The sequence below is a fragment of the Fictibacillus fluitans genome (assembly GCF_030418125.1).
In the GTDB taxonomy this organism is placed as follows: domain Bacteria; phylum Bacillota; class Bacilli; order Bacillales; family Fictibacillaceae; genus Fictibacillus_C; species Fictibacillus_C fluitans.
Genome location: NZ_JAUHTR010000003.1, coordinates 53,975 through 66,167 on the forward strand (window position 1 = coordinate 53,975; position 12,193 = coordinate 66,167).

General features: G+C 44.1%; 11 protein-coding genes. 5 read left to right on the forward strand and 6 right to left on the reverse strand.

The features are described from left to right. Positions 1–5 precede the first annotated feature (5 nt). The 3 genes from hutU to hutG are packed head-to-tail and all read left to right on the forward strand — an operon-like array spanning position 6 to position 3,905. Positions 6–1,667: a urocanate hydratase gene (hutU, locus tag QYB97_RS07495; protein WP_301165364.1), complete on the forward strand. Its 1,662-nt coding sequence runs from the start codon at positions 6–8 to the stop codon at positions 1,665–1,667. Between the two features lie 11 nt (positions 1,668–1,678). Beyond that, positions 1,679–2,935, forward strand: a complete 1,257-nt coding sequence (gene hutI, locus QYB97_RS07500) for an imidazolonepropionase (RefSeq protein ID WP_301165365.1) — start codon at positions 1,679–1,681, stop codon at positions 2,933–2,935. Continuing rightward, positions 2,928–3,905: a formimidoylglutamase gene (gene hutG, locus QYB97_RS07505; RefSeq protein ID WP_301165366.1), complete on the forward strand. Its 978-nt coding sequence runs from the start codon at positions 2,928–2,930 to the stop codon at positions 3,903–3,905. The genes hutI and hutG overlap by 8 nt, the downstream gene beginning before the upstream one ends. A 14-nt stretch (positions 3,906–3,919) precedes the next feature. Here the strand turns inward: hutG and QYB97_RS07510 are convergent, their stop codons facing one another. The 3 genes from QYB97_RS07510 to QYB97_RS07520 all read right to left on the reverse strand — a co-directional run bounded on the left by QYB97_RS07510 (position 3,920) and on the right by QYB97_RS07520 (position 7,072). Further along, entirely contained in the window at positions 3,920–4,942 is a 1,023-nt protein-coding gene (locus QYB97_RS07510) for an acyltransferase family protein (protein ID WP_301165367.1), read from the reverse strand. A gap of 184 nt (positions 4,943–5,126) precedes the next feature. Beyond that, positions 5,127–6,158, reverse strand: a complete 1,032-nt coding sequence (ytvI, locus tag QYB97_RS07515) for a sporulation integral membrane protein YtvI (protein WP_301165368.1) — start codon at positions 6,156–6,158, stop codon at positions 5,127–5,129. A gap of 101 nt (positions 6,159–6,259) precedes the next feature. After that, a complete protein-coding gene (locus QYB97_RS07520; RefSeq protein WP_301165369.1) occupies positions 6,260–7,072 on the reverse strand; it encodes a YihY/virulence factor BrkB family protein in 813 nt (270 codons plus the stop codon). A gap of 302 nt (positions 7,073–7,374) precedes the next feature. Between QYB97_RS07520 and QYB97_RS07525 the strand changes: the two genes are divergently transcribed. Then, entirely contained in the window at positions 7,375–8,076 is a 702-nt protein-coding gene (locus QYB97_RS07525; protein WP_301165370.1) for a TerC family protein, read from the forward strand. Positions 8,077–8,122: 46 nt separating this feature from the next. On the opposite strand, the gene QYB97_RS07530 is transcribed toward QYB97_RS07525, so the two are convergent. Genes QYB97_RS07530 through QYB97_RS07540 form a run of 3 tightly spaced genes read right to left on the reverse strand, consistent with a single transcriptional unit; the run spans position 8,123 to position 10,819 of the window. Next, a complete protein-coding gene (locus tag QYB97_RS07530; RefSeq protein WP_301165371.1) occupies positions 8,123–9,103 on the reverse strand; it encodes an ABC transporter permease in 981 nt (326 codons plus the stop codon). Then, positions 9,096–10,007 carry an ABC transporter ATP-binding protein gene (locus QYB97_RS07535; RefSeq protein ID WP_301165372.1) on the reverse strand — a complete coding sequence of 304 codons (912 nt, stop codon included), beginning with the start codon at positions 10,005–10,007 and terminating at the stop codon, positions 9,096–9,098. Before QYB97_RS07535 ends, QYB97_RS07530 begins: the two co-directional genes overlap by 8 nt. Next, entirely contained in the window at positions 10,004–10,819 is an 816-nt protein-coding gene (locus tag QYB97_RS07540) for a GDSL-type esterase/lipase family protein (protein WP_301165373.1), read from the reverse strand. The genes QYB97_RS07535 and QYB97_RS07540 overlap by 4 nt, the downstream gene beginning before the upstream one ends. A gap of 206 nt (positions 10,820–11,025) precedes the next feature. On the opposite strand from QYB97_RS07540, the gene QYB97_RS07545 reads away from it, so the two are divergent. Continuing rightward, the gene (locus QYB97_RS07545; RefSeq protein WP_301165374.1) at positions 11,026–11,418 is read left to right on the forward strand and encodes a hypothetical protein; all 393 of its coding nucleotides are present in this window, start codon (positions 11,026–11,028) and stop codon (positions 11,416–11,418) included. The last annotated feature ends 775 nt before the right edge of the window (positions 11,419–12,193 follow it).

The following is a 12,193-nucleotide window of genomic DNA, read 5'->3' on the forward strand; positions in this document are numbered from 1 at the left end:
TTAAGATGTCAGATACCATTCAGCGAATCTCTGCTCCACGTGGAAACCAGCTTCATACAAAAGGGTGGGTACAGGAGGCGGCTCTCCGGATGCTCATGAACAACCTTGATGCAGAAGTGGCAGAAAAGCCGGAAGAACTGGTTGTATACGGAGGAATCGGAAAAGCGGCAAGAAACTGGGATAGCTATGAAAAAATTGTGGAAACGCTAAAAGTGCTTGAAAGTGATGAAACCCTTTTGATTCAATCAGGCAAACCGGTGGCCGTCTTCAAGTCTCACAGCGATGCTCCCAGGGTTCTCCTTGCCAACTCCAACCTTGTCCCCGCATGGGCCAACTGGGAAACGTTTCGTGAGCTTGACGGTAAGGGGCTGATGATGTACGGGCAGATGACGGCGGGAAGCTGGATTTACATTGGAACCCAGGGAATACTTCAAGGCACATATGAAACGTTTGGGGAAGCGGCCCGCAAGCATTTTAATGGATCACTGGAAGGGACACTTACCGTTACTGCGGGACTCGGCGGTATGGGAGGAGCCCAGCCGCTGGCCGTAACGATGAACGGCGGTGTGGTTATAGCCATTGAATGCGATCTTTCCCGCATCCAGCGCAGAATCGATACAGATTATTGCGATGTGCTTGCTCTTGATCTTGATGAAGCATTGATGATGGCCAAAAAAGCGATGGCTGAAAAACGCCCGCTTTCCATTGGCTTACTTGGGAATGCCGCAGAACTATTGCCCGAGATTGTGAAAAGAAATGAAGTTCCGCAGCTCGTGACTGACCAGACGTCGGCCCATGACCCATTAAACGGATATCTTCCTGCAGGAATGACGATGGAAGAAGGAGAACGTCTACGCAAGGAAAATCCCACGGTGTATATCAAAAAAGCCAAAGAAAGCATGGCTGTTCACGTCCAGGCTATGCTGGATCTGCAGGCAAAAGGAGCCGTTGCATTCGATTACGGCAACAACATCAGACAGGTTGCATTTGATGAAGGCGTAAAAGATGCATTTGCTTTTCCAGGCTTTGTCCCAGCTTTCATCAGGCCTTTGTTCTGTGAAGGGAAAGGTCCATTTAGATGGGTGGCATTGTCAGGTGATCCGGAAGATATCTACAAAACGGATGAAGTCATTCTCAGGGAATTTGCTGACGATGAGCACTTATGCAATTGGATTAAAATGGCCCGGGAAAAAGTTCAATTTCAAGGGCTGCCTTCAAGAATCTGCTGGCTCGGTTATGGTGAGCGTGCAAAATTTGGCCGAATCATCAATGAAATGGTGGCAAAGGGAGAACTGTCGGCTCCGATCGTGATCGGAAGGGACCACCTGGATTGCGGCTCGGTGGCCTCGCCAAACAGGGAAACTGAAAGCATGCTTGATGGCAGCGATGCGGTGGCCGACTGGCCAATTCTGAATGCGCTGATTAATTCGGTCAATGGAGCAAGCTGGGTTTCCCTCCATCATGGGGGAGGAGTGGGAATGGGATATTCCCTGCACAGCGGAATGGTGATTGTGGCAGATGGGACCCTGGAAGCATCAGCACGACTCGAAAGGGTGCTCACCTCAGACCCGGGCATGGGAGTCGTCCGGCACGCGGATGCAGGATACGATCTGGCTAAAAGCACTGCTAAAGAAAAGGGAATTCATATGCCAATGCTGCACGAATAGGAGGCAAAAAAATGCTGGATACACTACTGACACCCATTGGCCAGCTGCTGATGATTGCGGGTTCAGAGGGACCAAAACGGGGAAATGACATGGCCGTTCTTCCTGTCATTGAAAATGCTGCGCTGGGGATAAAAGATGGAAAAATCTCATTTATCGGAAGTGCCGAGGAGGCAAAAGGGTTAGAGGCAAAAGAAAGAATAGACTGCAGAGGAAAGGTCGTTTCTCCCGGACTGGTCGATCCTCATACCCACCTTGTTTTTGGAGGTTCACGGGAACATGAAATGGCATTAAAGCAGCAGGGGATGTCCTACTTGGAAATTCTCAGCCGTGGCGGAGGAATTTTATCTACTGTAAAAGCGACGAAAGCAGAAAGTGAGGAAGCCCTTTTCAAAAAGGGGATGTTCCATCTTGACCGGAGCCTGAGCCTTGGCGTCACAACCATGGAAGCAAAAAGCGGCTATGGACTGGACAGGGAAACTGAGCTCAAACAGCTAAGGGTCGTTAAACAATTAAATGAAGAGCACGTAATGGACATCGTCTCCACATTTTTGGGAGCACATGCCCTGCCTTCTGAATATAAAGGTGCACCTGAAGCATTTTTAAACAGCATGCTAAATTTATTACCTGAAATCAAAGCAGAGGGACTTGCGGAATATGTTGATATTTTTTGCGAGACAGGTGTCTTTACCGTTGACCAATCCCGCAAATTTCTGGCATCAGCCAAGGAAATGGGATTTGGAGTTAAAATTCATGCAGATGAAATTGACCCTCTTGGCGGAACGGAAATGGCATGTGAAATTGGAGCGGTGACGGCAGATCATCTGGTTGGTGTTTCTGAAAAAGGAATCACCATGCTTGGAGCATCGCCGACCATTGCCGTCCTGCTTCCCGGAACTACATTTTATCTTGGCAAAGACAGCTATGCTCCTGCCAGAAGCATAATTGAAGCAGGCGGAGCCGTCGCCTTGTCAACCGATTTCAACCCAGGAAGCTCTCCTACGGAAAACCTGCAGTTTATCATGAATTTGGCTGCATTGCGCCTGAAGATGAAACCGGAGGAAATCTGGAATGCGGTCACAGTAAATGCTGCGTATGCGATCGGAAGAGGGGAAGAAGCTGGGGGGATCGAGACTGGAAGATGGGCAGACATTGTGTTATGGGACATTCCCAACTATCATTATCTCCCTTATCACTATGGTGTGAACCATGTGAACACCGTATGGAAAAAAGGCAGGAAAGCTCAGGAGAGGAAACCTTCTTATGCATGATATCCGGCATCTGTTGCCCTCCAGTGAAGCTAAATTCAAGGATAGTGGGATAACGAAAGCAGGTGAATTGCTAAAAGCCTGGAACGGCAGCCCGGCAAGTGGAATTGGGCTGATCGGGGCTCCCTTATCCAAAACATCCATATCCCACTCAGGAGCTGCCATGGCGCCTGAAGTGATTCGCAAAATGCTGTCTTCCTTTACCACCTACAGTGTGGAAAGGGATCTCGATTTGGAATCCTCCATCATTACCGATTTTGGGGATATCACTCCTCATGTAACAGATATTCATGAAACCCGAAGCAGGTTTGTTCAGGTGATTCAAGAAGTGCTTGAACGCAATCCGGATATCGTTCCCGTAATCCTTGGCGGCGACCATTCCATCAGTGCGTCAAGCATCAAAGCCTTTAGAAAAAATAAAGGCCCAGTTGGAGTTATTCAATTTGATGCCCATCACGATCTCCGCAATCTTGGAGATGGGGGACCTTCCAATGGAACGCCATTTCGCCAATTAATAGAAGGAACCGATATTAAAGGGGAGCATCTTATACAAATCGGAATCCGGGATTTTTCCAATGGCAGGATGTATACGAATTATGCAAAAGAAAATGGAATTACGGTCTATTCAATGAACGAAGTCAGCCGTTTGGGGACAAAAAAGATTTTGGAAGAGAGCATTCGCACATTAAAATCAAAGGTTTCTTCCATTTATGTTTCGGTGGATATGGACGTACTGGACCAGGCATATGCTCCCGGCTGCCCGGCTATCGGGCCGGGGGGAATGACCAGTGAAGCACTTATTCAGGGGATACAATACCTCTCCGCCTGCCCGGAAGTTAAAGGTATGGATATTGTAGAGGTGGACCCGACCCTTGATTTCAGGGATATGACCAGCCGGCTTTCGGCTTATCTTATCCTTCAGTTTCTTCTGCATCGCGCTTCATACAAAGAAAAAAACCATCCAGAAGAATGATTTCTGGATGGTTTTTATGATTTTTCTTCTTTTTTCAGCATTCGGTTAAGCTTGGACCAGCGGAGCTCGATCAGCGGCTGCGCAAGAGCGATTACCGGCTTGCTGGCCAAGAACATCGTAATGATTACCGCGAGAATAAGGAGCATGACATAATAATTGTTGTCCTCAATCGATGAAAACAAATCGGTTGTAAACAAATATTTCAACACAAAACCATGCAGCAGATAGATATATAACGTCCGTTCTCCAAATTCGGTAAAGAAAAATCTCCGTTTTGGTATGATGGCCAGAAAGCTGAACGTTGACAAAAACATGACCGCATACAAGGCGAGACGTATTACTCCGCCATACCATTCATTGTGCCCCAATATATCCGCATAGGAAGAAGAGGAGAGGAGCCAGTCCTTGGCATGATCCGGAATAAAGAAATGATAGGCCAAAAACATCAGTACAAGGAAAATACCTGAAGCGATGCGTATTGATGGCTTTAAAATTTGTTTGAAATCCCTTTTGGTCAAATAGTGTCCCAGAAGAAAGACCGGGAAAAAGACAAAGGTTCGCAGAAGGCTCAGGTACGTACCGATTTCTGTTATGTAGCCAACAGCAATTCCGATGCCGATTGCCAGGAGCAGCGGGTATTTCATTTTCACAAAGACTTTTAAAAGGACGTTCCAAAATACGAGGCTTAATAGAAACCACAGTGCCCAATGCGGATCGAAAAAGTTAAGCTTCATTTCACTTTTATTGTATAAATCGTAATAAAAAAATGAATAAATCAACTGGAAGATGATGTATGGGATAAGAATCTTCTTGAAGATTTTGGAAAGGTATCCATCTTTGAGTACTCCCTTGGTGAAAAATCCGGAGATTAAAATAAATGCCGGCATGTGAAAGGTATAAATGAAATTATAGATAGTGTATAGCCAATCACTTTGGCTTTTAATCGGAGAAATAAAGTGTCCGAACACTACCAAAAAAATTAAAATAAAGCGTGCATTGTCAAAATAATAATCTCGTTCCTTCACTTGGGTTGCCATAATTCCTCCAACTTCTACAAGACGTGCAAATATAGTTATTCGTTTCTTCTTTAATAGCAGGGTCCGTTTTTTTTGTATCTTCTTCTATAATTCCCATAAATCACTGGTAATCTAACCTGAAAATAAAAAAAAGTACAAACGGAGGTTTGTACTTTAACCATATCATGCTTTTCTTAAAAAGAGCTTAAAAATCAATTTTAATTTTTATGAAGCCTGCACTGCGCAGTGCTTCATAGATGATAACAAGAGCCGGCCCGACGATCAATCCGATGAAACCGAGGAGCTGGAAGCCAAGATAGAGGCTGATCAGTGCTGCAAGCGCTGAAATTCCAAGGCTGGATCCCAGGATTTTGGGCTCGATAATACGCCGGATAACAGTAAGAAGAACAAACATGATGATCAAACCGATCGCAAGGAAGTCATCGCCTACAACAAAATTATAGACCGCCCAGGGGACGATAAATGATCCCGTACCCAGTATGGGAAGGATATCTACAAGAATGATAAACAAAGCAATCAGGACGGCATATTTGACATCCAGGATTAAAAGGCCGATTAATGCAAGCACATAGGTAATGAAGCTTAAGATCAGCTGGGCGCGGATAAATCCTACCGTTGCTCTGGACAGCTGGGTAAAGACGAGCTCGACCTTTTCCCGGGCAGAGGTAGTAAACAGATTGAGAAAGTTGGCAAACAGCCGGGGCAAATCGAGTGAAATCAAAAATAAAGCAACCAAATAAATAATAAGGTAGAGAAGCAGCTGAGGTATGGCTGCGGCTACCGAGATTATTCCATTTGTCAGTTTGGTTGCAAAGTTCCCGGCATAATTCTTAAATCCGTCCAAGGCATTCTGGACAGTCGAAAGGACTTCTGGAGGGAGGGATGCATAGAGCTTTTCTACTTTATATAAATCTTTTTCGATCAGGCTGAATACTTTTACAGCATACTTTGGAACCATTGTAAGAAAATCAATGGTCTGAACAACCAGTGTTGTTGTCAGCCAGTAGGTGAAAATGCCGAATCCGGCAAGAAATAAGATAAACACAATCGTTACGGACAGCAGCCTTCTAATTTTAAAGTGGTTTATGCAAAGTTTGATCGCAGGCTCAAGCACCAAAGCGGTCATAAGCGCTAAAATCAATGGAATGCTATAAGGAATAAGAAAAATGGCTGCTGCCAGCAGCACAATAATAATAATTACATTCTTTAAACGCATTTCTGGCCATCATCCTCTATGTAAAATAACTATCTCTTATTAAATGATTAACTGGAACGGGTAAAAAGTCAATCTGTAATGTTGGTAACTTCATGAATTTTTCATGTTTTCCTTTGATGCATGGTGACCAAAATTGCATTGAGCTGCCCGCCGAGGATCAGGATCATGGCGGACAGGTAGAACCAGATCATAAGCGTAAGCAAAGCTCCCAGGTTTCCATAAATCTGACGGTAATCAAACAAAGTCACGTAGTAGGAAAATCCAAGCGAAATCAGCTGCCATCCAACGGTTGAAAAAAATGCGCCAGGGAGCACATGTTTTAATCTCAGGCGGACATTCGGGGCGATGAGATACAGAGAAACAAACATAACCATGAGGATCACAAAGCCCAATGACCAACGGGTCGTGGTCCAGAAATGAAAAGCCGGATGACTGTATCCAAGGTGATTGGCTAAAAAGAGGCCGATTGAGCTTCCAAAAACGGGAAGCAGCAGGGAGGAAACAATCGCAATTACCAGGCCGATGGTCAAAAGAATTCCCACCAGCAGTTCCCTGATAAACGGCCGGTTTTCTTCTACATGATAGGCTTGATTGAACACACGGATAATGGCAAGAATGCCGATCGATGACAGCCAGAGTGTGACCACCAGACTGATTGAAAAAATATCTCCGCGGCTTTGATCCAGAACCGAAATCAAATTATATTCCAGCAGGTTAAATGCCTGAACTGGGGCAAACGGGCGGATGAGCTCCAGTACGGAGGATGAAGAAATCGGCAGAAAGCCCAGTATGGAGAAAACCAGAAATGAGAATGGAAACAGCGAAACCAAAAAGTAATAAGCCAGTTGTGCCGACAAATCAAACACTTTATCTTCAAAAAAACGCAATTTCAGTTCTTTCAGAAATACAATCATAATAAACTCCTTTTGCCTTGCTAAATCCAGTATTCCCCTTGTTTCTGCAATAGAGACGTGGAAGCCCAATTTTTTCGCTGCCTAAAAATGAGTGAAACCTTATGGGTGACAAACCGTATACTTTAACGTGCCAAAATTCTTAAAAAGCAGGATTGAGAGGTGAAGGACAAAGTTAGGATTGAGAAATTGACGATGCATGTCACCAGGCTTTTTAAGAAATGATAGTAAGGAATTTGAAATTATTTTATATGGTTTTGACATCAAACGGTGTATGAACTGGAAATCAAGGAGGATATTTACTGATGGATTTTTTATCAACTGAATTTCTGTCTGCACTTTTATCCATTGTCATCATTGACCTGGTACTTGCAGGCGACAATGCGATTGTTATAGGGCTTGCAGCGAGAAACCTTAAGAAAGAACAGCAAAAAAAGGTTATTATCTGGGGGACAGTAGGAGCTATCGTCATCCGTGCAGTCGCAACGATGGCTGTTGTCTGGCTGCTTAAAGTACCTGGCCTGCTGCTGGCAGGGGGCCTGATTCTGATCTATATTGCCTATAAGCTTATGGTGGAGGAGAAAGACCATGACATTAAGGCACAGAATAGTATTTGGGGAGCAATCCGGACCATTATTATCGCCGATGCGGTGATGGGTCTTGATAATGTGCTGGCTGTGGCTGGAGCAGCTCATGGAGACTTTTTGCTCGTTATTCTTGGATTATTGATTTCTGTTCCTATCGTTGTTTGGGGCAGTACACTTTTCTTGAAACTGATCGACAAGTTTCCGTTCATTATTACCATCGGGGCTGCCATTCTCGCCTGGACAGCTGCAAAAATGATCGTCGGCGAGCCGTTTATGAAGGAGTATTTCAGCAATCCGTTCATTAAGTACGGTTTTGAGATCATTGTCATTGCTGCCGTCGTCCTGATTGGCTTGATGAAGAAACGTTCAAACAAAGGGAACACAACAAAGCCTGCCGAACATCCTGAGAGTGGTGTCTAAAATAAAAAAAGCTGAAGCAGATATTTCTCTGCTTCAGCTTTTTTATTTAGTACACATCTTTTTTTGTAAACACTGTAAAGGAAACAACAAGTCCAGCTATTGCCCAGACTAAAAGGACGATGAGTGAAAAGCCAAGGGACATTCCTTCTATTGGTGTGGCCATTCCACTGATGTAATCGGTCAGGCTGAGGTTAACCATAAACAAATATTTCGCACTTTCCCAAGACGATACCATGTTGGAAAGAATCGCTCCGGCGATAAGTGCGGCCAGCATGATTCCCATGACAGCCGCGGTGCTTCTGAGCAAAACGGAAAGCATGAAGGTCAATGTTCCGACAACCAGGCATACAAACCAGACTAAACCAAACTCCATAAGAATGTACTGCCATTGCGGTATGAGATGAACATTGTTTGTAACTAATTCCTCTCCGCTTGTGCTAAAACCGGTGAGGAGCGGCATGCCCCATCCGCCATAACCGAACACTACGCCGGATATGCCATAGGATAACACCGCGGATGCTGTCACAATAAAAGAGACGGATAGAATCAAAGCTAAATATTTACTCAATAAAATCCGCCATCGTTTGACTGGACGGGTAAGCAGAAGCTTGATGGTTCCTCCACTCGCTTCAGAAGAAACGAGATCTGCAGCGACAACCATAACGAGCAGTGGAAGCAGCAAATCAATGGAGTTTTCGACAAACACTCTCATGAAGGTGGGAGCACCGGGAGCCTGCGGGTTGATATTGTGGTCCAGGTAGTATTGCTGCTGAGCCAGACGGATTTTCAGATATTTTCTCCAGTCATCCTGCATCCTGCTTGAGCTCAGCCGATTTTGTGTATCCACAATTTCCTGCTGGAGCTGTGTTCTCCAATCCACGTTCCCCAATTTTTCGCGGGTTGTTTTTACTTCCTGATACTGTGCATACGTAAAAAGAGGAACAAGGGCGGCGATGATAAGGATAATAACGAACAAACGCCTTTTTCTGAATAGCTTAAGCAATTCATTATGAACAAGTTTATTCAATATGCTCGCCTCCTGTCAGTTCCAGGAAAAGATCTTCGAGGGCAGGCAGCTTTGTCCGCATCTCTTTCACTTCCACTCCTGCAGTAACGAGCATTCGATTCCAATTCCCGATTTGGCTTTCATCATATAAGGTAATAAGAAATTCTTCTGAACGTGTAACATTTGTGACTTCCCTGAGCAGGGACTCTGCTTTTTCCTGCGGTTCGGCCTTCCACACCACCCGTTCTTGTTCTGCCAGCAAGGCATGAACAGAATCTACACGGATGATGCTTCCCTTGGAAATAATGGCGACCCGGTCGCACATGAGCTGGATCTCACTAAGTAAATGGGAAGAAACCATGACACATAACTTCTCTTTTTCAGCGAGGAATCGAATGAACTCCCTCATTTCACGGATCCCCGCCGGATCGAGTCCGTTGGTAGGTTCATCAAGGATCAGCAACTTGGGATTGCCAAGCAAGGCCTGGGCGATTCCAAGCCTCTGCCTCATACCCAGGGAGTAGGTTCCCACTCTGTCATGAATACGGTTACCCATATCCACAAGATCGACCACTTCATAAAGACGCTTAAGCGGAATGGAAGAATCCATCCGGGCGAAATGCTCAAGGTTTTCCCAGCCGGTCAAATAAGGATACAGCTCAGGATTTTCCACGATACAGCCCAAGTCTTTCATCGCATCGCCAAAGTGGGTCTGAATGTTTTTACCTCCAATCAAGACAGTGCCGGAAGAGGGTTTAATCAAACCGACAATCATACGGATAGTTGTCGTTTTTCCGGCACCGTTTGGACCTAAAAACCCAAAAACTTCACCAGGATACAGGTCAAAGGATATGCCTTTAATGATGTCTTTTTTACCGATTGTCTTACGAAGGTTTTTTACGGATAGAGCAGGGGATTGGCTCATTTCTGGTCCTCCTCGCTAAAACGGATGAGGGAAGCGGTGCGCTCTCCGATTAATTGGTATCCCTGTTTGTTTGGATGAAAGTGGTCACTGTACAAGTAATCATTCACATTCAGTTCGAAAAGGTCAAATGTAGGTACATAGATGATATTGGGCTGGGCCGCAGCAGCGTTTGCTGAATCATAATTCCACTTTCTGACGATGCCGGAGGTCGTTTTCGAATCCTTCATGTCACTGAAGGGATTATAAAGCCCCACATGATAGACTATACCGCTTTTGTTCAGCGAACGGACTTCTTTATAAATCGCTTTTAAATTTGAAAGATAGGCGTCTTCGGTTTTATTGATATTTTGTGAATCCAGCTCCTCCAGTGCTTGTCCTCCACGGAATAAATCATTGCCGCCAATGGTAAGCAGAATCACATCCGCATTTTTGATTTGCCGCTGAATCTGAGGCTGCTGGATTTGCTTAATAAGCTGGGAAGAGGTCTGCCCTTTTATCGCAGAATTGGTCAATTCAATTTCCTTTTTTGTTTTCTTTGCCAATTCTTCCTTGAGGTAACCGATGTATCCCTTGCCATCAGGATCTCCTGTTCCTCTTGTCAATGAATCACCAATTGCCGCGATTTGCAGCTTTTTTGCTGATGATGAATTGTCCTTTTGTTTTTGAGGGGTATCCGGCTGCATCGTTTCTGCCTGCCGGCTTTTGCCATCCGCAAAAAATTGATCCTGAAGGACCCATGCAAGACCCACCAGCCAGACCAATGCGGATAAAATGGAAAGAGCTGTGATGAGAGATAGACCTTTTTTTCTCACAAGACCATCCTTTCATATCCTGATTATTAAAAGCATAGCAGACAATGGAAAAATCTCTTACTATTATGCATGGGAATTGCAACATTTATTTTTCAAATGTTTTGAAATCTGTCACATTAGAATTTTTGCTTTTTTTTATTGATATTCGCTGGTAAAGAAAGAGACAATAGAGAAAAAAGTGGAAAGGCAACAAGGTGATTATATTCATGAAGAAAAAGATAAGAAGCAGGGTGGCCGGTTTGGTTGTGATTGCTGGGTTTGCCGCCTATTTCTACAGCAGCCTGGTGCCGCCGCTTGAATTGCAAATCCAAAAAACATCTGCGGTTCACACGATGCTGTCCGCAGAAAATACGGGATTCCTTTCCATGAAAATAGAAGCTTTTTATATTAATAATAATGAAGTTCCTCCTGAAGCCTTAATGAATATAAAAGATTCATGGAGACCGGTGCGCGGGCAAAAAGTTTCTGCAGGACAAAAAAAGAATATCGGCATTCTCCATGACTTACCGGTCAAGCAAATTGTAATTGTTTACAAATATGCCGGCATTCCTTACACACGGACATACCCGGTAAAAGATTCAGGAAAAGGCGGTTTCTAAAGATTTTATTTAGTTTTTGTTGAAATATGAAGAAAAAAGAAGGAATTTTATAAAAAAACTCATAGGGCGGAGGTGAAGTAAGCAAAAAGGGTTAATATCAGACAAAATAGATTATTCTGAATATTTTAATTATGAATAGAATACAGTATTATAAACGTAACAAAGGAAGGGAGTAGATTCCAATGAAGAACGAAAGCGAAGCATGCTGATAAGGCCTTAAAAAAGCTTAGCATGTGGGTCTTCAAAGAAGTCTATTTAATATCACATCATCTGTTAAAGGCGTGATTCCAATGAAAAATGTTAGCGAAGCATGTCAGGATCATATCCAACAAAAAACCAGCCCGTGAAAACTGGTTTTGCGATATGTGGACGTGTGGGAAACCAGATGACGGGTACGCATCAATTTCAGAGGACGTGATTCCAATGACAACAGTAAGCGAAACATGCTAGAATCATGGCGCAACAGAAAATAGTCCGTGAAAACTATTTTCGCATCATGTGGGCATGTGGGAATCCAAAGAAGGAAAATAAACTGAAAGATGCAAGTCTGCAAGCAATGCAAGACATGTGTTTGAAAGTAAAGAAAGGAAAATCAATAAGTGAATAGCAAGTACATTAAATGAGGCGCAGGTTTATGTTCATTCACATAAACAGCGCCTTATTTTTGTGTCTTCATTTATAAAAATCAACATAATGCAGGATGTTTTCGGGAACGCTATGAGCAATTTTATTCCACTTTTGTTTGAGGCTTACTGCGGCGGGGAATCCTAGCAGG